This is a genomic window from Neobacillus phoenicis (assembly GCF_047302305.1).
Lineage (GTDB): Bacteria > Bacillota > Bacilli > Bacillales > Cytobacillaceae > Neobacillus.
Genome location: NZ_CP154847.1, coordinates 5,267,226 through 5,286,812 on the forward strand (window position 1 = coordinate 5,267,226; position 19,587 = coordinate 5,286,812).

Sequence of the window (19,587 nt, forward strand, 5' to 3'; positions counted from 1 at the left end):
AGGCAATTATGAACTGAATATGAACTACTCATTCTTTCGCTTTTCAACTTTTTTGTTCATATTAAGTTCATATAGAAGGAGTATCCTAAAACAAACGTGAATAGTTTTAATCAAACATCACTAGGAAAAGGATTGAACGTTATGACCAAAATTTTAATAGTAGACGACGACCCTCATATTCGGAAATTGGTTCGTGTCATCTTGTCCGCGGAAGGCTTTTTCATTCTTGAGTCTGGAAATGGGCATGACGCATTATCCTTGCTTGATTCCGAACGGGTCGACCTCATCATTCTTGATATCATGATGCCAAACATGAATGGCTGGAACCTTTGCGAGAACATAAGAAAGTATTATTCTGATTCTCTTCCTATCTTAATGCTGACTGCTATGGGAGAAACCACACAAAAAGTCAAAGGTTTTGATCTAGGGGCAGATGACTATCTTGTCAAACCATTTCATCCCGCTGAATTGATTGCTAGAATAAAAGCACTGCTCAAACGGTACCAGATTATCCACTCAAATAAGGTGAATATCGGAAATATAGAACTGAATCGCACAGCACACCAAGTTGTGAATGGGATGAATGAAATCACCTTACCGCTTAAGGAATTTGAACTTTTGTATAAGTTTGCAGCACATCCTAATAAAACTTTTTCAAGAGAACAGTTGATTGAAGATATTTGGGGATATGATTACGAAGGAGATGAACGAACCGTAGATGTTCACATAAAACGGCTTCGTCAGCGCTTTTCAGATGAGAGCTGCCCTTTTAAAATTACTACTATACGAGGGCTCGGTTATCGTTTAGAGGTGAAAAAATGAAATTCAAAAAGTTTCTTAAAAAAAGCGGTGAGGTTATTGCCGCTATCACCCTATTGTTTCTATGCTGGACAGCGGCTTTTTTCATTACTCCTTGGTTTTTCCATATCTTTTCATTGTCTTCCTATTGGAAACAGATTATTGATTCCTTTTTTGGATTTTTTCTGTTTGGCTTAATCATGTATGGCATTTCCAAAATTAGATTTTTTCAGGAAAAGCAGAGTCTCTTTTTACGTCCCATGATTGATGCCATGAAAAATATGGCACAAGGGAATTTCAATATTGATCTTTCTTCCTACAAAGAAGAGTTTGGAAATCGAAATCATCCTTTCAATGAAATAGTAGAAAGTATTAGCCATATGGCAAAAGAACTTGGAGAAATGGAACAAATGCGTCAAGAATTTATTTCCAACGTTTCTCATGAAATTCAATCACCGCTAACATCAATTTCAGGATTTGCTCATGCATTAAAAAGTGACCATTTATCTGCTGCCGAACGAGTACAGTATCTAGAAATAATTGAGGTGGAAAGTATGCGGCTTTCCAAGTTAAGTGAAAATCTGCTGAAACTCACTTCATTAGAGTCCGATCATCCACCATTCGAGCCCAACCCCTATAGATTAGATCAACAATTACGCAGGGTTATTCTGTCAAATGAACCACAATGGAGAAATAAAGACCTTGATCTGGATATTTCTCTAGATAAAATAACCATAAATGCTGATGAAGACTTAATGGATCAGGTTTGGATTAATTTAATCCATAACAGCATTAAATTTACTCCTGATAATGGAAAAATAAGTGTAACTTTACTAAAAAATGATTTTAATAAGATAGAAGTGATTATTAAAGATACGGGGATTGGGATGACTAAAGAAGTTCAGATGCATATATTTGAGCGTTTCTATAAGGCCGACCCATCAAGGAATCGCTTATCCGGCGGTAATGGACTAGGACTTGCCATAGTAAAGAAAATCATTGAAATGCATAACGGGGATATACAGGTTGAAAGTACACCGAAGGAAGGGACGGAAATAAAAGTGATTTTGCCATTTGCTTTTCCCTCAAAATAATTAGATTTCTATGAATGGAAAAGAATGAAAATTACATTTCCCCACATACTAAATTAATAAGAAACTAATCCAAAAGTAGGTACTCGGTAATGACCAACCAAAATCGCACTCCCCTTGCAAAAATTAGTGTTTTTGGAATTACGCATCTTCAACAACAAAATCCAATTATGATTGCTTGGTGGTCAGCTGTATTTCCTGGTTTCGGGCATTATTTACTACATCAATATTTCAGAGCAACCTTATTAACACTTTCTGAAGTTTTTACGAATACGTTTGCACATATAAATGAGGCTATGGTTTTTTCCTTTTGCGGAAAATTTGAACAAGCTAAATCAGTTCTTGAACCTAAATGGGTTTTCGGATACCTAATAATCTATTTAATAGCTATGTGGGATAGCTATCGGTCAGCTGTTTATCAAAATAAATTATGCCAATTAGCGTATCTAGAGAACCCGCCAATCCCTCGAATAGAACTGACCCCTCTGGAGATTCAATATTTAGAAAAAAAAAGTCCCTTAGTGGCAGCCATATATTCTCTTTTTTTCCCTGGCTTGGGTCAATTATATAATCACAGATTCGGACTTGGCTTTTACGCTATGTTTTGGTGGTGGCTCTATCTAATTTTATCAAGGTTTCATGAATCTCTTTTATACTTACTATTGGGTAACATTCATGATGCAAAAACCATTCTTCATCCGCATTGGTTACTATTTATGCCATCTGTTTTGGGCGGAGCCATGTATCATGCTTATATTGTAGCAATTGAACACAACAAACTTTACCGAATGTCGCAGCGCCAACTTCTTACTAAACGATATGGATGTGCTAGGCTTCGTATCTTTCAATAAGCAGGTGTGTGTAGAATGATTATTGTTGGAGCCTTTGAACAATCCATTGAATTAGAGAAAGCATTAGCTATTTTGGAGAATCACTGGATTCAAAGAGATCAAATACTGGTGGTTTTTATGGACGAAGAGCCATTGGCGGAACAATTACATGTGCGCTCACGAAATATTCATTCTAATGCTTTCGAAGTAGGAATGGCTTGCGCTACTGGAAGTGCAGTTCTTGGGGCAAGCATCGGGTTTGCTCTATCATGGGGACCCATCATATGGGGACTCATTACCGTAATTACTGGATTTGCTATTGGATATGGCATTTATTTTTTTTCAAAAAAAAATAAATTTCGTTCAATCAAGCATAAAAAAATCCCTGAAGTCTCTCTCATTATTCAATGCTCAGAAAATCAAGCAAATCAAATAATAGATATACTGTGGAAAAATCAAGCTCTTACTGTTGGAAAAGTTGCTTCCCTAAATAACTAATGGTATTTATATCCAAAGCAAAGTAAAATAAATATGTAGTATTTATTTTTGTTAGGGGGCGGATTCATATGATTATTGTAACAACCGAAACTATTGCTAATCATAAAGTCACAGAAGTATTAGGTCCAGTATTTGGATTAACCGTAAGGGCAAGAGGAATTGGCAAAGATATCGTTGCTTCTTTTAAGGGACTGATTGGGGGAGAAATCAGTCAGTATACAGAAATGCTTGAAGATGCCAGAAAACAAGCAATCGACCGAATGGTAAAAAACGCTACATCAATGGGGGCAAACGCAATCATTATGATGCGCTTTGACTCAGGTGAAATTGGCCAAAATATGAGTGAAATTGTGGCTTATGGAACAGCAGTTATTGCGGAAAAGGCTTAACCAATGAAATGGGTTATTGGCTTTTACGGTATCCAACTGTTAGTCCTGATTGTTCTTATCTTCGGATCATGGCTCATTTGGGACCGCCGCTTCAAAGCAAAACATGGACAAAAAGTACCTAAAGGCTTTGTTCGTACAAATGAGGTATCCATCGATCCAACAACGAATAAAAGATTAGTAGTTTATTTTAACCCGGAGACCGGAGAGCGTTTTTATAAAGAAGAAGAATGATATAAACAGGAGCCAGGCATGATTTTCTTAGCCAGGCTCCTATTCATTTGGAGATATTATGAAAGGAAAGAAAATATGCTGCATTTAAAAACGATTACAAAAGAGAATTGGTGGAAGGCGATCTCATTACGTGTGCGGGAAGATCAAGCAAAGTTTGTGGCATCCAATGCGGTATCACTTGCCCAGTTAAATTTTCTTGAAAATTTTCATGCAAAAGGAATCTTTCATGGCGATGAAATGATTGGCTTCACACTTTTTGGAATTGACGAAGACGACCATGAGTACTGGATTTATCGCATGATGATTGATCAAAAGCATCAAGGGAAAGGCTATGGGATATCGTCTATTAAACTTGTAATAGACGATATCCGGAAAATTAAAGAGGAGCGCCATCAAACGATCACACTTTCTTATGTCCCAACTAATGAACATGCAAAACGCGTTTATGAAAAAGCAGGTTTCCAAGAAATAGACGGATTGATTATCGGAGATGAACAAGTATCTCGGTTTTTGTTTTAACACGAAAAGCTGACAAAGGTCATGTCAGCTTTTTCTTTGTTATGGTTCTCCGTAACTACCAAATTAACGGTTACCTATAGTTATGAAGGACAAAATTCTTCATGGAAACCGTGAAATTGTCCTTCATCCCCTCTATGAAGGACAAAACTCTTCTTGGAATCCATGAAATTGTCCCTCATCCCCTCTATGAAGGACAAAACCCTTTTTGGGAATAATGAAATTGTCCTTCAACCCCTTTATGAAGGACAAAACTCTTATTAGAAACCATGAAATTGTCCTTCATTATCCCTTTTTAGATTATTTTTCTATACGAGCTTTTTCCAAAGTGCCTAAATCAATTTTACCGTTAAATGTTTAAAAAATACTGCAACTACTTAAGCTCTGAATTGAATATGAATGACATAAATACGGGTTATTAATCTCCGAATCTTTTGCTAATACGAATGAATTAATAACAAATAAATATTAAATTTTTACAACCAAACAAATAATGACAAACTTCGACTAAAACATCTTGTACAATAGTAATCAAAAGTTATAATAATGTAATATAATTGTAATCTTAGGATGCAGTTTAAAGTCGGTGAACATTGAAACAAGTCCACCATGTTGCGGGGGGAATTATAAATGGAAAGTTCTTTAAATACGGAAGAAAGTAATATACCACGGAGACAATCCTCTAAGAGTTTTTCGAATTGGAAGGTTGTCACAACAAGCATAATCATTATTATTGCAATCATATTAGGTGCAATCAGCTATTATCAGGCAACCCACTTTAATGCACAGATCAAGATAAATGGTATAAACGTCAAGGGTCTGACCGCTGATCAAGCTCTGAAAAAATTAAAAACATCTGATTTAAAGAACATTGTTTATATCGGTGATCAACAAATCTTAGATGGAAATGACACAAAGATGGTATTTTCAAATAAAGATTTGTCTGCTGTCAAAAAAATATTAAACACCCAACGGACATTTTTTCCTTCATCAAAAGCAAAGAACTATTCATTACTGCCTAACCAAACAGATCAGTATCGAAGCCAGACGATGAAAAAACAATTGGAAGAAAAGTTGGTCTCTCTTAATAAGAGCTTAAAAGTGCCTAAAGATGCAGAGGCTACTTTAGAACAAGGTAAAATTGTCGTCTCTAAAAGTATTAGCGGAGAGCAATATGATGTGGCCAACCTATTAAAAGACTATGAGAATCATGAATATACTAGTGAAATCCGTCTGAATTCAGCCTTCATACAACCAATCAAGGAAGACAGTCCGATTGTAAAAAATGAAGAGAAAAAGCTGCAGGAACTCCTTCAGCAAACTTTAGAATATAAGGTACAGGATCAAGTTTATTCGCTAAATGCCAGCGAACTAATTAAAAATGCCTCAGTGTCAAAAGATATGAAGGTAACGATTGATGCAAGTGATATTAAGAAAAAGATTGCTGAAATTAATAACACTCAATCCACTTTAAATAAAAATTTCAGTTTTAAAACCCATTCAGGTTCTGTTGTTCCGGTAAAAGGACAAGGGTATGGCTGGGCATTAGATGTGGAGAAAGAAACCGACCAGATTAAGGCAGCTTTTGAAAAAGGTGAGAAATCCATTGCTGCTTCTAATATTATCGGACATGGCTGGAAGAATGAAGGATACGGCTATGAAACGACTACGAACAATGGTATTGGTGATACGTATGCTGAAGTTTCCATTGCTGAACAGCGTATTTGGATTTACAAAAAAGGTAAATTAGTAGTCACAACAAATGTTGTGACCGGCAAACACAACACCGGTAATGATACATCAAAAGGCGTGTGGTATGTCCTCTATAAACGCTCACCTTCTACACTAACAGGCAGAGAGCTCGGTGGAGATGAAAGTTATTCTGTAAAAGTTAATTATTGGGCTCCTTTTACAAATGACGGCCAAGGATTCCACGATGCCAGCTGGCGATCAAACTGGTCAAGCAGCGCCTATCTAAATGCAGGATCGCATGGCTGCGTCAATACACCGCCAAATATGATGAAAATCGTGTATGAAAATCTAAGCACCTATGAGCCGGTTGTAATCTATTAAAAAATGGCAATCTCAAACATAAAAAATCAGGAAATCGTTAATGATTTCCTGATTTTTTGTTCTTTTGCAATAATCCATTATGTATATAGTGGAGAACACCTGGTGCGGTATGTAACTAGGAAACTATCAGTATCTTCCCACTCGTTATGAAAGACAAAATCTTGTTGAAAAGGACGGAAATGTCCTTCATCCCCTTTATGAAAGACAAAACTATTCTTCCAAACCTGGAATTGTTCTTCATCCGGTAATTTAAGTAGTGTAGCAATAATTTAATATTAAAGATTCTCCGAGAATAAAAAAAGAACCTTCAATCTAATGCTAGATTAAAGATTCTATGTTTGTTACATCAATAGTATTAACTATGAACCAATTCTTTATCACTCAGCCCCAGCGTCTGCGCTGTAGTTGTATTAATTTTTTGGAACATCTCTGGATTATCCATTAGTGACATGCCATAAGAAGGAATCATTTCTACTATTTTTGCTTCCCACTCTTCAAAATGTTGTGGGAAGCATTTTTCTAATACTTCAAGCATTACGTGAACAGCAGTAGAAGCACCCGGAGAAGCGCCGAGCAAGGCAGCTACCGAGCCATCAGCGGCACTAATAACTTCCGTACCAAATTGAAGTGTTCCTTTACCACCGGCCTCAGTATCCTTGATCACCTGCACACGTTGGCCCGCCACCACTATATCCCAATCCTCCATTTTGGCATTTGGAATAAACTCGCGTAATTCTTCCATACGCTTTTCATTCGATAACAAAACTTGCTGGATTAGATATTTTGTTAGAGACATCTCTTTTGCACCTGCTGCTAACATAGTGAGAAGATTATCCGGTTTTACAGAACCTATCAAATCCAAATTCGAACCAGTTTTTAAGAACTTTGGTGAGAAACCGGCAAACGGTCCAAACAGTAATGATTTTTTATTGTCGATAAATCTTGTATCTAAATGCGGCACAGACATTGGAGGAGCACCAACCTTAGCTTTACCGTACACTTTGGCATGATGCTGCTCCACAACTTCCGGATTGTTACATACCATAAATAGTCCGCTTACCGGGAACCCTCCGATATGTTTTGACTCAGGAATACCGGTTTTTTGTAGTAGAGGTAGACTTCCACCCCCACCGCCGATAAAGACGAATTTGGCCGTATGGCGTTCGATGTTACCGGTAGCCATATTCCACACTTTCAATTCCCATAAGCCGTCACTAGTCCGTTTAATATCATCCACTTGATGATTGTAGTTGATTTCAACATTTTGAGTCTTTAAGTGGTCAAACAAAATACGTGTTAACGCACCAAAGTTAACGTCTGTTCCAGAGTCGATTTTTGTAGCGGCTATTGGTTCATTCGATGTACGGCCTTCCATGATCAGCGGAATCCACTCTTTTAGTTTTTCAGGGTCATCAGAAAATTCCATTCCTTGGAACAGAGGATTGTTTGATAGCGCTTTAAATCTTTTTTTCAAAAACGATACATTTTCTTCCCCTAGTACTAAACTCATATGAGGTATCGGCATGATAAAATCCTGTGGATCACGAATCAAATCCTTGTTTACAAGATAAGACCAAAACTGTCTAGAAAGCTGAAACTGTTCATTAATTTTTATTGCTTTGCTAATATCTATAGATCCATCTGGTTTTTCGGAAGTATAGTTAAGCTCACACAGTGCAGCATGACCCGTCCCCGCATTATTCCATTCATTTGAGCTTTCTTCACCAGCATTTTCAAGTTTCTCGAACACTTTGATTTCCCATTCAGGTGCTAGCTCTTTTAGTAATGAACCCAAAGTTGCGCTCATGACCCCGGCACCAATTAAGATAACGTCTGCTGTTTTCTGTACGTTGCTCATGATAACCATCCTTACTCCGTATATTTGCAAAAAAATTAGTCGCTCTAGCTTTAGATGTCACAAAAAGCAGGGCGCAACCTAAGAACACACCTTATCTGTCTCATTTATAAACACTTATTAGTCTATTATAGTTATTTATAGATTCAATTATCTACTATTATCTAATAATTATAAACTATTTAAACCTAGTAAAAAAGTGAGAAATCATCCCACCGTATCCTAAGTATACCCAAAACCGCTTTCCTCCTATATAATTCAAGCAATTATTTTTAAAACAAAGGTTTCTCCGTAAAATGGTTTTATGGTATGATGAGTAAATTGTTCACCTATCTTATTACATTTTCATTCATCTAAGAAAAGAGGTATTTATGCAAGACACAGCATTATCTAAGCAACATTGGTTTCTTATTTTCACACTTACCTTATTAACATTTGTTCTCGGGACAAGCGAGTTTGTGATCGTTGGGATCTTAACGGATATTTCCTCGAACCTTCATATAACAAATGCAAAGGCCGGTACGCTCGTTTCTGCATTTGCCATTACATTTGCCATTGCCACTCCCATTGTGATGTCAGCCACAAGCCATTTTCCAAAGCGGAAGTGGATATTGTTTTTAATCGGAGCATTTATCGTCTTAAATGCATTGAGCGTTATTTCGAAAAGTTACCTTATGCTCCTTGCCCTTCGTATGCTGACAGCGATTGTAACAGGGGTTTTAATCTCACTTGCCATGATTGTAGCTAGTGAAACCATTCCAATCGCCAAACGCAGTATTGCCATATCCTTCGTTTTCGGTGGATTTACACTAGCAAACGTGGTTGGAGTTCCCATCGGTACGGTCATCGCTGAATGGTACACTTGGCATGCCACATTTATGTTAACCACAGTTCTCGGTGGAGTAGCCTTTGTGGCCTCTTTCATCAACTTGCCAAGTAAGCTCAGCCAATATCGCAGCTCGATGCGGGACCAATTTTCATTGTTGACACACCCACGAATTTTAATGGCTTTCTTTATTCCATCTCTTGGGTTCGGAGGGACGTACGCGGTATTTACGTATCTTGTACCGATTCTTAAGCAGATGGATGCACCGAGTAGTTCCATCAGTTTAATTTTGTTTGGCTACGGTTTTATATCTATTTTTAGTAACATTCTTGCTGGGAAAATCGCCAGCCACAATGCGATTGGCCGTTTGCGCTTTGTTTTTCTCATCCAAGCATTTGTTCTGATTGCTCTCTATTGGACGACTGATAACTTTATCTTTGGTTTAGTAAACATCGGCTTGATGTCATTAATGGCCATTCTTTTAACAACTTCTACCCAGCTTTATTTGATTGACCTTGCGGGTATTTATCAACCAAAAGCAACAGGACTGGCCGCTTCCTTGATGCCAGTAGCTAGCAATGTTGGTATTGCTTTGGGTTCGGCATTAGGCGGAATTGTCTACCATGAAGGAACTTTAATTAATGTGACACTTGTCGGTGGGTTTGTTGCGATCTTAGCGAGTTTGCTCACTTTCTTCAGTCACCGCTTGGACCAACAGCAGAAAAAACTGGCTTAAGGGTGAAGCGATGACCTTACTTATAAATAGCTTAATGCAAAAACAGCGGTGCCCTTAAAAGCACCGCTGTTCCTATATTACCTATTATTTTTTGAAAAACTACTTCTATTACTGCATGACCTTCCAGAATTCCGCGGCTACTACTTGATAACCTGGTAAACTTAGATGGATATTTTGCGGATTTGTAATATAATCTGCAAAATGACTACCATTTATTGCTTGAACGGTTGGAACAAATGTATCTCCATGCTGAACTGCCTGAGCTATGATGATTGCAAATTTTTTCTTTATCATACGGAATACCCAGGCCAAGATGGAGCAGATGATTTATGACAAACCAAGGAATCAGAGATTGTGAAAATAGGAACTGGCTGATAATTAGATATAGTTTCATAAATTCCTCTAGTAAATGGTTAAAATCCTCCCTTTCTACTAACTTGCAAGTTGGATAAAAACCATTCCCGTTAAAAATGTTAACAGAATATTCATTTTCCCTTAAGGATAACCCGTAGACTTTTTATAAAATAAGCTTAGAGATTAAGAAAGGAAGTGGCTTATGTATTTATCAAGGTGGATGAGGTATGAGAACTAGAAACGTAAAACCATATGCTTATGGTTCGTTTTACAAACAGGACGGTGCCGCTCTTCCCGTTGTTACCGGAGAACTTGTTGATTTTGATATTGCAGGACCGTCCCAGAATACGAGACCCGATGTGGTTGCAAATCGGATTAGTATATTTAAATCAGGTGTCTATCAAATCACGGCAGATGTATCCGTTTTGTTAAAAGATGGACAATCCGTTTTATTTAACATTAATCTCTGTCCTAATGGGACCCTTCCACTGATAGGTTCCTATTTTGATGCCACCAACATGAACACGGTTACCGGGATAAGTGTTCAAGCCTACTTAAACGTTGGCGATCAAGTCGGAGTTTTTATCGCTGATACGTTTACTCCTGTGGGTAGACCTAAATATAAAAGAGCATCACTTACCGTGCATTTGTTAGACTCCTAGACTAAAATGATTTGGTATTGTTAATAGTAAAGGCGATTCCTGTCAGGAATCGCCTCTTACATTCACACTATTCATATAGTTTTTTAACATCGTTAATAATTTCGTCATAGTGAGTCTTCTGAAACCCATAGTGTTTGACGCTCTTTCCGTTTTGGTCAATTAAATAAAAACTAGTTGAATGTATGACCTGATTGGAAGATTTCGGTTTTTGGATTAGCGTCTGAAATTCCTCTCGAGCAAACGACTCAATTTCTTGTTGGCTATAGCCCGTCAGTAGGTGCCAGTTTCTCTCGTCATTAGTAAATTTCGTGATAAACCCTTTCAATACATCGGGCGTATCAACCGATGGATCAACACTGAAGGATACTACCTCTACATCGAGTTTTTCCTTTTTCAATTCCGCCCGAAGTTCTGCCATACTGGCTGTCATTGGCGGACAGACCGTTTCGCAAGAGGTAAAAATAAAGTTAGCCAGCCACACCTTTCCTTTAAGTTGATCTGAACCAAAGGGTTGATGATTTTGATCCGTAAAAGTGAACGGTTGGATAGGATAGGATTCCTCCTTATTCATCCCGCATGCAGTTAATAGAGTTAAACTGAATAAACAAAAAATCAGCCACGTTTTTTTCATATAAAAACATGCCTCTCCTCCATTTTTATTCGTCCTTTAAAACAGGGATTTGAACCGACACCATCGTCCCCATCAAAGGATCACTGGTCAGCAAAAATGTCCCGTCATGCAAGCTTACAATTTGCTTCACAATCGATAGGCCTAATCCAGAACCGCCAGTAGAACGACTTCTTGCTTTATCTGTTCGAAAAAAACGTTCCCCGATTCTAGGAATATCTTCTTTCTCAATCACATTTCCTTGATTAGTCACACGAAAAACCATCATATCCTCTTCCTCCTGAAGTAGTTCCACCATTATGTTACTTCGGTTCACAGAATATTTGACTGCATTATCAATAATATTATAGAAAACCTGCTCCATACGTTTGGCATCCCCGCAAATAATGATGTCCTCATCAATATCTACATCCACTAGGAGCTGCTGTTGAGCCAAACGGATTTGAAAAAGCTCAAGTGTATCAAACAGGAGCTGAGCGACCGCAATCGGTTCCTTCTCAATTACATATAGATTTTCCTGTAAGTAATTCAAATCAATCAAGTCATGAACAATCTTGTTTAATCGCTCAGTTTCCTTTTCTATCGTGGTTAAATAACTCTCCGCTTCCTCTTTAGAAGTATATAAACGTTGTTTAAGCGCTTGGGTATACCCGCCTATGTAGGTTAATGGGGTCCTTAATTCATGTACAACATTGGAAATAAACTCCTTCTTTCGTTCCTCTTGTTTTTCCAAGGATAGACTCATGACATTAAATGCTTCCGCCAGTTGTCCTACTTCATCAAGATTTTTCTGTTCAAGACGCATGGAGTAATTTCCTTTAGCCACTTCTTTCGAGAGCTTTTGCATATCGGTTAGTGGTTTAAATAACGAATGTCGAATTCGATTCACTACGATAAACAACAAGAGAAAATAAACAGTGCCAGCAAGGACGAGGATGGGGATACTCCCTTGGAAGACTTCCTGCATCGCTGCAAGCGGAACATAGATAAAAATCAATCCAATAATGCCTTTATCACTTAAAATCGGGAACACCGCTCCAACAATACTACGTTCAAATTCTTTCACGTAGCCATCCTTTATTACATAGTCTCCTTGGGCTAGTTTTTTCCTGTCTGCACGGTTTATCAGTGCGTTATCTCCAATTTGATAGGGAAAATGCTCGTGCAGCTCATCAAAGTCATTTACAACAATGACTTCATACTCCGAAACGACATTAAACCAATGTATCTTATCGATTAACTCCTCATTTAAGGACCCATAATGAAAATGGGAAGCCGTATTTTCGCCTTGGTACACTACCGACTCCCGGATGCTTTTTAAATATAAATCTTTATAGAGAAAATGGAGAAAAAAGAACGCAAATAAGATCGTACATCCGATAATGGCTAAAATCAGAATAAATACCTTTTGACTTAAAGTCATATTCCATTTCTTCAAAATTACACCTCGAATTTGTAGCCTTTCCCCCATATCGTCTGAATGAGTGTGCCATGCTCTTTTAGTTTTAACCTTAAAGTCTTTACATGGGTATCAACGGTTCGTTCACTGCCCGTGTAATTATGACCCCAAATCGAACGTAACAGCTGCTCTCGCGAAAACAGCTTTCCTTTATTTCTGGCTAGTAAATAAAGGAGCTCATATTCCTTTAACGTTAAAGAGAGAGATTGACCATCGAGCAAAGCTGTGTGTGCCTCCACATCCAACATCAGCGGTCCAATCTTAAAGCGAGCGCTTGACCAAGCAGCACTCTTTGTTCTTCTTAATACCGATTCGATTCGAGCCAGTAATTCCCCCGCGTGGAAAGGCTTGACGATATAATCATCACCGCCGATTCGTAAGCCGTAGACCTTATCCCATTCCTCCCCTTTTGCTGATAAAAAAATCAGGGGGATGTCATGAACCTTTTTTACCTCTTCGGCAAAAGTAAATCCATCCATATATGGCATCATAATATCCACGAGTAATAAATCAGGCGTGACTTTATGTATTTTACTAAGAGCTTCCATTCCGTTCGAAGCCTGGATTACTGTATATCCTTCATTTTCAAGAAATGTTTTCACTAAACCTCTCATCTGTTCCTCATCATCAACGATCATGATTGTAATACCCATCAAAGGTTTTCCTCACTTTTTAAATAGTATTTCTATAATACCTAGCTTACAGGTTAATTGTGAAGTTTTTGTGTGATTCCTCCTAATCTATATCTTCCTCTGCAACCGAATCATTGATTTTCCCTTTAAAATATTTTTTATAAAAAATAATAAACTTCATTTTTCTCTCACAAAGCTTTTATATTATAAAAAAAGAGACTCTACTATACCTACTATAAAAAAGAGGAGACCAAAGTAAATGGAAGCAGTTAAATTAAACACGACCACGCAAACTCAACAACAAGCCAATACCTCTCTATATAAAGCCATATGGCGTTGGCATTTCTATGCAGGCATTATCTTTGCACCGTTTCTTATTATTCTTTCTATTACAGGCTCGATCTATTTATTTAAGCCTCAAATTGAACAAGTTCTCTATCATGACTACTATTATGTCAACCCACAAGGAGATAGAGTTTCAGCGAGCCAGCAGATTGAGGAAGTAAAGAATCTATACCCTCATGCGGTTGTGACAAAATATCGTCCGGGAGAAAATGCTACACGGACAAGTGAGGTCGGCATTCTCTCAGATAATAAGTCTCTCACCATTTTTATGAACCCTTATACAGGTAAAAAGGTCGGTGAGTTAAATAACGAAGATCGGATCATGAATAAAATTGAAGAATTTCACGGTGAATTAATGGCTAGTACTCTAGGTGACCGAATCGTTGAGTTAGCGGCGTGCTGGACCATCGTGTTAATCATTACGGGACTTTATTTATGGTATCCAAAGAAAAAGAATGGACTATCTGGGGTATTTATTCCAAGATTTACAAAGGGAAAACAAATTCTGAGAAGAGACTTACATGCGGTACCTGCCGTTTGGATCACAGCTGGAATGTTCTTTTTAGTCATGACAGGGTTGCCTTGGTCTGGCTTTTGGGGCAGTCACTTTCAAACGATTGCAACCAATGCAGGCGCTGGATATCCACCTTCCATTTGGGGAGGTAATTCACCAACTTCTACTGTTAAAACAAAAGACATTGCAGAGGTCCCTTGGGCAGCGGAAAACTTGGATGTTCCTGCCTCGAAGATTCAAGGCTTTATCCCACTGTCAATTGATGAGGTGATGAAGATTGCCAAACGTGAAGGAATCCATCCAAGCTATACGATTTCCATTCCACAGGATCAAACAGGCGTCTATACCTTATCTGCCTATCCACCGAAAGCAGAAGATGAGGTCACCCTTCATGTTGATCAATACACAGGGGCAGTACTGGCTGATTATCGTTTTGAAAATTACGGACTTGTAGGAAAAATCGTAGCATTAGGGATTACCTTGCACAAAGGAACTCAATTCGGTTTCATCAACCAATTGATTAGCCTTCTGATTTGTTTAGGGATTATGTTCGTTGCAATAAGTGGATGTTATTTATGGTGGAAACGCAAGCCGGAACAAAATCTAGGTGCCCCTAAAGCCCCTAGTATTAAAAACATGAAAGTATTCCTACTCATATTAATAGCTTTAGGAATCCTATTCCCATTAGTAGGTTTATCGCTTATTGCGGTCTGGATTATTGACTGGATAATTATCCAAAGAATTCCTTTTTTGAAGCGATTCCTGAATGCATAACTTGAAAAAGTAAAGGGTGCCTATGATATGAAAATAATTAAATATATATTCTTACTCATGATTTTAAGTGTATTTTTAAGTGCATGCTCTCTTAGAAAGGATGCTGCTGATCTTTACAAAAAAGAAACCCCTCTTAAGGCAGAAATAGTCATACCTGATTCTTTCTCCGAAAACAAACAGGAAACAATAAAGGCCATTCTGACTCAAGGTGGTAAAAAAGTGGAACGTGCAGATTTTGTTCATTTTGAGATTTGGAAACAGGATGGTACACTACAATATCCTATGGAAGAAGCGAGAAATTCTGGTAATGGGACTTATACCTTAAGTAAAGAGTTTGATAAAGATGGTCTATATTTTATCAAATTACACGCAGGCAACGATGGTTCGATCATTATGCCTCAAAAACAATTTATTGTAGGGAAGCTTTCCAAAAGTGAGCTAGAATTCTTGCAAAAAGATGTACCTGTTCAAAATGGTACTCAAGAACATCACCATTAAAAACTGGATTTGTTAAGAAAGTGTTGGCTACTTTGAAGTGAAAATGAGTATAGATAGGCTGCCCCAATAAGAGGTCAGCCTATCGTACCTTTATTTATTTTTTAACTGCTCCGTATTTAATACCGTTACATTCACATTGATTTTATTGATCGTATCTGGATCGAGAGGAATCACCCCATTTTGCGCTATTTTTTTCCATTCTTTATTCTTCTGTTTGTAAAGGACATCAGATAGCTCATATATATCAATTTGTTTCTTTAAGCCTTTTTTATAGGTTTCTTCTATTTGCTTTCGTATTTCATTTTCTGCCAATTTCTTTAATTCTTTATGCGTTTTTTGTTTCAAGATTTCCGTTGTCTTAAAATCTGCTTTTACATCAATCGTGAACTTTACTTTGTTATTCAGTATGACGGGAGTAATTTTAGATTTAATATTAATAGTGGGTCCTACTACAATCGTTTTATTGTCCTCTTTAATACTTAACTTCGTTCTGTTTACCTTTTTTGTCATCCACCGATCGCCAAGCAATTCATCGCGTGAAAGAAAGCCTAAATACTTTTTCCCATTTAAAAATCCACTGCCATTAATGTATACAACAGAATGTTCTTTCCTATTTTCTTTCCATGTCTTTTCTGCCACACTTAAGTAGGGGATATGTGTTGTAAAGGCTGGTTCAGATAACTTTCTATCTAGTTCAAACAGTTGTATTGGTTTTATACTGGAGCTTTGCTTATAGATGTCATCGGGATTACTAAGTTGTGAATATAAAACGGTAATATTCAGAATCGGTTTAGCTGAAAAAACTTCTTCAACAGGATCGTTTGTTCCGAAGGTCCAAAGGATATTCCTAATCTGGTAATAACGTTTTAAGAAATCATTTACATGAACAATTTTTCCACTTTTTAATAAGTTTTGAGTATAAACAATTGCGGTTATATGTTCCCATGAATATCGTTGCTGTGCGGTAGTATATAAATCAAAAGCAGCATCGTTTATCGTTTCACCTGTACCTTTCACCGTTGCAATCGTTTGAGGCTGTCTGCTAGCAGCCCCCTCTTGTTTAGCCAGACTATTAAAGTCAATCACCTGTCCATATAGCAAGTATTTCCCATCTTTATAATCAACAGAAAGCGCATGGATATATAACTGTTGTTCCACTTCTTTTATATCCCAACAACCTGATAGGATCATAACAACAAATAAGATTAAACAGCAATTTCTCATTTAGGAATCTCCTTGCCTTGTCGGGTCTGTGGGATTCAGTGAACCAGGTCTTCTTTTTAGAAAATTCCACGGTAGTTGAAAATGACCAGACAGTAATTCCTTAAACCGAATAGGAGATAATGGTGTGAGATAGGGAACTCCAAACGAACGTAAATTAACCAGATAAGTCAAAAAGAAAAACACAGACAGGAAGTAGCCTAATAGCCCTAGGATTGACGAGGTTAATATGATGATAATTCTTATGATGGATATAATCCCGTTTAACTCCTGATTCCCAATTGTATAGGTGGCTACAATTGATACAGCAATAACAACTAATACAGTAGGTGCGGTTAATCCAGCACTTATTGCTGCTTGCCCGATGATTAACCCGCCTACCACTGATAGAGTTTGTCCAAAGGGTGTGGGCATTCTTAGTCCGGCTTCTTTAAAAAGTTCAAAGAGTAACGCCATAATCATCACTTCTATTGGAACAGGTAAGGGTACCCCTTGACGGCTAAGTAGTATCGTTGCTAATAAACTATATGGTAATTGATCCGTATGATAGGACATTAGCGCTAACCAAAAACCTGGTAAAAACAATGAGATAATTAAGGATACATATCGTATTGCTAGGCCGAACGAACCTAAAAGGAATGGATTGTGGGCATCCTCTGGTGATTTTAATAAAAAAGACAAGGTGGTTGGTCCAATTATCGCAGTGGGTAAGCCATCAATGAGAATGGTAAATCTCCCATGTAATAGCGCGTCTACAACAAAGTCTGGTCTTCCCGTATACATAAACATCGGAAACAATTTTTTATTACCATTTATCAGTTCAGTTAGTTGATCTGTTGAAATAATCCCATCGTAGTTTATCTGATTGATTTTGCCTTTTATGTTCGATATTAAATTCGGATCAGCAATATCCGATATATAAAGTAAGCCTATTCTAGTATTCGATCGTTCTCCTACCACAATCTGCTCATATTTAAAGGTGTTTGACTTCAATCTTTTTCGAATCAATGCAATATTAATTGATAATGTCTCAATGAACCCTTCCTTTGGTCCTTTAATAGATACTTCTGTGTTCGGCTCCTCGATGGATCTTTTCGGTAGGTTACAAAAATTGAGTAGATAGAATGTGTTTAATTCTTCAATGAAGAAAATAAGGTTCCCACTAAAAACTTCAAACATAACACTACTTTCAATATTGTTAGTATCCATTTTTTTTATCGGAAATTCTAACACTTCTTCAAATGAATCCGAAGTGATCTGATTATTCTTTATGACAAATGTTATGTGAGGAATAATGGTTTCCACTGCTTTTTGATAATTACATAGTTCATCACAATAGATAATGGATAAATGAAAATCATTTTCCCCCACAATATGTTTATTGAGAATGTGAACGTCGCTGCACTGTTCAAATTGCTTACGGAGTGTATCCATCGTATTATCGGGCTGTTCCTTACTCTCAATTGAACTAGAGTGATTTTTTTGTTTGAGTACTAATTCCTTACGCTTCATCAATGACCATTTCACCTCTTTTTCGTTTAAATATGGAAATGGTGAAAAGAATAATCGAAACTCCTAAAATGAACCAGAATGATACTGGCAAGATCCAATCCTTAAGTAATTGAAAGTAGACGATATCACTTATTGGCATAAGTACAATAATTGCAAGGACTGCATACAGACCGATTAGAAAAAAGACTCTTCTTTTTTCTTTTTCAACATTAATGAGATTAGGGACTAAGAAGATGAAAAAAGAAATCCGTATGTAGGCGCCCGATAACCATTGGTAAAAAGCGAGAAAGTCTAAATGTTCAATATAAACCCCTAACGAAACTAAGCGCCATTCTTCAAATGCAGGAAACCGTTGGTTCTTCGTATTAAACGGGCCGAATTCTGCAATGGCTCCTGTTAATGGACCAATAATCAGACCTATTAATGCAATACATAAAATAAGTAAGTATTTAAAGCGTAGCTTTTGATTTAAATGTTGCTGCACGAACAGGATGGTGACTATTTCTGTTAATCCAGCAAGAACGCTGATCAACCCTTTCCTAATGGGCGTATATCCATTTTCCAAGTAGGGCTTTAACAGGGAATAATCCTTGTTTTCCATATTTGCAGTCATAACAAAAAAGCCGAAGATAACGATGGCCGGTAATAAAATCCCAGAAATTAAACCTATCGATCTGATACCCTTATAGCTGTTATAAAAACAGACTAATAAGATGGTTGTGATGACCACGATTTTCGGTGTTAATTCTAAGTAGAATGTATTAATAAAACTAAACGTATCAAGTAAGGTTATGACAGCAAGGACAAATACGTAGATACATAAAGATAAGATTAGGATATAAGTAACAATCGTCCCAACTCTATCTTTCAACCATAGGAATAGGTGTTTACCAGCTAATTTTTTGTATATGTAAAAGATGATTGCAGACCAGGCTAGGAAGGGCGCTCCTGCTACAAGAACGGTAATCCAAGCATCCCGTCCAGACTTATCTAGAAGAACCGGGATGACCATCACATGATTCATTAGTCCGGTGCTAATCATAATAATGAAGAATAACTGCAAGACCGTAATCTTTTGACTTATCATCCCATCCACCCTCCGTTCTATGATATGTTTTCCAAAATCTGAGTAAATATTTAGGATA

20 protein-coding genes are annotated in these 19,587 nt (G+C 37.4%); 12 read left to right on the top strand and 8 right to left on the bottom strand.

Annotated elements, in window-relative coordinates; translation table 11 throughout:
- Nucleotides 1-141: 141 nt before the first annotated feature.
- From AA0X95_RS26825 to AA0X95_RS26860, 8 genes are all read left to right on the top strand, one after another.
- Nucleotides 142-822: a response regulator transcription factor gene (locus AA0X95_RS26825; RefSeq protein ID WP_413303776.1), complete on the top strand. Its 681-nt coding sequence runs from the start codon at nucleotides 142-144 to the stop codon at nucleotides 820-822.
- A complete protein-coding gene (locus tag AA0X95_RS26830; protein WP_413303778.1) occupies nucleotides 819-1,892 on the top strand; it encodes a sensor histidine kinase in 1,074 nt (357 codons plus the stop codon). Before AA0X95_RS26825 ends, AA0X95_RS26830 begins: the two co-directional genes overlap by 4 nt.
- Before the next feature lie 89 nt (nucleotides 1,893-1,981).
- Nucleotides 1,982-2,740, top strand: a complete 759-nt coding sequence (locus AA0X95_RS26835) for a hypothetical protein (protein WP_413303780.1) — start codon at nucleotides 1,982-1,984, stop codon at nucleotides 2,738-2,740.
- 15 nt (nucleotides 2,741-2,755) lie between these two features.
- Nucleotides 2,756-3,217 carry a hypothetical protein gene (locus AA0X95_RS26840; RefSeq protein ID WP_413303782.1) on the top strand — a complete coding sequence of 154 codons (462 nt, stop codon included), beginning with the start codon at nucleotides 2,756-2,758 and terminating at the stop codon, nucleotides 3,215-3,217.
- A 68-nt stretch (nucleotides 3,218-3,285) separates the two neighbouring features.
- Nucleotides 3,286-3,606 (top strand): YbjQ family protein, encoded by a 321-nt coding sequence (locus AA0X95_RS26845; protein ID WP_413303784.1) that lies wholly within the window; start codon nucleotides 3,286-3,288, stop codon nucleotides 3,604-3,606.
- Between the two features lie 3 nt (nucleotides 3,607-3,609).
- Nucleotides 3,610-3,837, top strand: a complete 228-nt coding sequence (locus AA0X95_RS26850; protein ID WP_413303787.1) for a hypothetical protein — start codon at nucleotides 3,610-3,612, stop codon at nucleotides 3,835-3,837.
- 75 nt (nucleotides 3,838-3,912) lie between these two features.
- Nucleotides 3,913-4,356, top strand: coding sequence for a GNAT family N-acetyltransferase (locus AA0X95_RS26855; RefSeq protein ID WP_413310278.1), 444 nt, complete (start codon nucleotides 3,913-3,915; stop codon nucleotides 4,354-4,356).
- A 627-nt stretch (nucleotides 4,357-4,983) separates the two neighbouring features.
- Complete coding sequence (locus tag AA0X95_RS26860; protein WP_413303790.1) at nucleotides 4,984-6,426, top strand: L,D-transpeptidase family protein; 1,443 nt, start codon at nucleotides 4,984-4,986, stop codon at nucleotides 6,424-6,426.
- 355 nt (nucleotides 6,427-6,781) lie between these two features.
- On the opposite strand, the gene AA0X95_RS26865 is transcribed toward AA0X95_RS26860, so the two are convergent.
- Nucleotides 6,782-8,284, bottom strand: a complete 1,503-nt coding sequence (locus tag AA0X95_RS26865) for a malate:quinone oxidoreductase (protein WP_413303793.1) — start codon at nucleotides 8,282-8,284, stop codon at nucleotides 6,782-6,784.
- Nucleotides 8,285-8,652: 368 nt separating this feature from the next.
- On the opposite strand from AA0X95_RS26865, the gene AA0X95_RS26870 reads away from it, so the two are divergent.
- Nucleotides 8,653-9,843 carry an MFS transporter gene (locus tag AA0X95_RS26870; protein ID WP_413303795.1) on the top strand — a complete coding sequence of 397 codons (1,191 nt, stop codon included), beginning with the start codon at nucleotides 8,653-8,655 and terminating at the stop codon, nucleotides 9,841-9,843.
- 108 nt (nucleotides 9,844-9,951) lie between these two features.
- On the opposite strand, the gene AA0X95_RS26875 is transcribed toward AA0X95_RS26870, so the two are convergent.
- Nucleotides 9,952-10,137, bottom strand: coding sequence for a hypothetical protein (locus AA0X95_RS26875; RefSeq protein ID WP_413303797.1), 186 nt, complete (start codon nucleotides 10,135-10,137; stop codon nucleotides 9,952-9,954).
- A gap of 287 nt (nucleotides 10,138-10,424) precedes the next feature.
- On the opposite strand from AA0X95_RS26875, the gene AA0X95_RS26880 reads away from it, so the two are divergent.
- On the top strand, nucleotides 10,425-10,859 hold the full coding sequence (locus tag AA0X95_RS26880; RefSeq protein WP_413303800.1) for a hypothetical protein: 435 nt from the start codon (nucleotides 10,425-10,427) through the stop codon (nucleotides 10,857-10,859).
- Between the two features lie 67 nt (nucleotides 10,860-10,926).
- On the opposite strand, the gene AA0X95_RS26885 is transcribed toward AA0X95_RS26880, so the two are convergent.
- Genes AA0X95_RS26885 through AA0X95_RS26895 form a run of 3 tightly spaced genes read right to left on the bottom strand, consistent with a single transcriptional unit; the run spans nucleotide 10,927 to nucleotide 13,587 of the window.
- Complete coding sequence (locus tag AA0X95_RS26885; protein ID WP_413303803.1) at nucleotides 10,927-11,490, bottom strand: SCO family protein; 564 nt, start codon at nucleotides 11,488-11,490, stop codon at nucleotides 10,927-10,929.
- 25 nt (nucleotides 11,491-11,515) lie between these two features.
- The gene (locus AA0X95_RS26890; RefSeq protein ID WP_413303805.1) at nucleotides 11,516-12,925 is read right to left on the bottom strand and encodes a sensor histidine kinase; all 1,410 of its coding nucleotides are present in this window, start codon (nucleotides 12,923-12,925) and stop codon (nucleotides 11,516-11,518) included.
- A 2-nt stretch (nucleotides 12,926-12,927) separates the two neighbouring features.
- On the bottom strand, nucleotides 12,928-13,587 hold the full coding sequence (locus AA0X95_RS26895; protein ID WP_413310280.1) for a response regulator transcription factor: 660 nt from the start codon (nucleotides 13,585-13,587) through the stop codon (nucleotides 12,928-12,930).
- 250 nt (nucleotides 13,588-13,837) lie between these two features.
- On the opposite strand from AA0X95_RS26895, the gene AA0X95_RS26900 reads away from it, so the two are divergent.
- A complete protein-coding gene (locus tag AA0X95_RS26900; RefSeq protein WP_413303807.1) occupies nucleotides 13,838-15,211 on the top strand; it encodes a PepSY-associated TM helix domain-containing protein in 1,374 nt (457 codons plus the stop codon).
- A gap of 27 nt (nucleotides 15,212-15,238) precedes the next feature.
- A complete protein-coding gene (locus tag AA0X95_RS26905; RefSeq protein WP_413303809.1) occupies nucleotides 15,239-15,709 on the top strand; it encodes a FixH family protein in 471 nt (156 codons plus the stop codon).
- 90 nt (nucleotides 15,710-15,799) lie between these two features.
- Here AA0X95_RS26905 and AA0X95_RS26910 read toward each other — a convergent pair whose 3' ends face one another.
- Genes AA0X95_RS26910 through AA0X95_RS26920 form a run of 3 tightly spaced genes read right to left on the bottom strand, consistent with a single transcriptional unit; the run spans nucleotide 15,800 to nucleotide 19,529 of the window.
- Nucleotides 15,800-16,933, bottom strand: coding sequence for a Ger(x)C family spore germination protein (locus tag AA0X95_RS26910; RefSeq protein ID WP_413303812.1), 1,134 nt, complete (start codon nucleotides 16,931-16,933; stop codon nucleotides 15,800-15,802).
- Entirely contained in the window at nucleotides 16,934-18,442 is a 1,509-nt protein-coding gene (locus tag AA0X95_RS26915) for a spore germination protein (protein WP_413310283.1), read from the bottom strand. It lies immediately after the preceding gene.
- The gene (locus AA0X95_RS26920; RefSeq protein ID WP_413303815.1) at nucleotides 18,432-19,529 is read right to left on the bottom strand and encodes a GerAB/ArcD/ProY family transporter; all 1,098 of its coding nucleotides are present in this window, start codon (nucleotides 19,527-19,529) and stop codon (nucleotides 18,432-18,434) included. Before AA0X95_RS26920 ends, AA0X95_RS26915 begins: the two co-directional genes overlap by 11 nt.
- Between the last annotated feature and the right edge of the window lie 58 nt (nucleotides 19,530-19,587).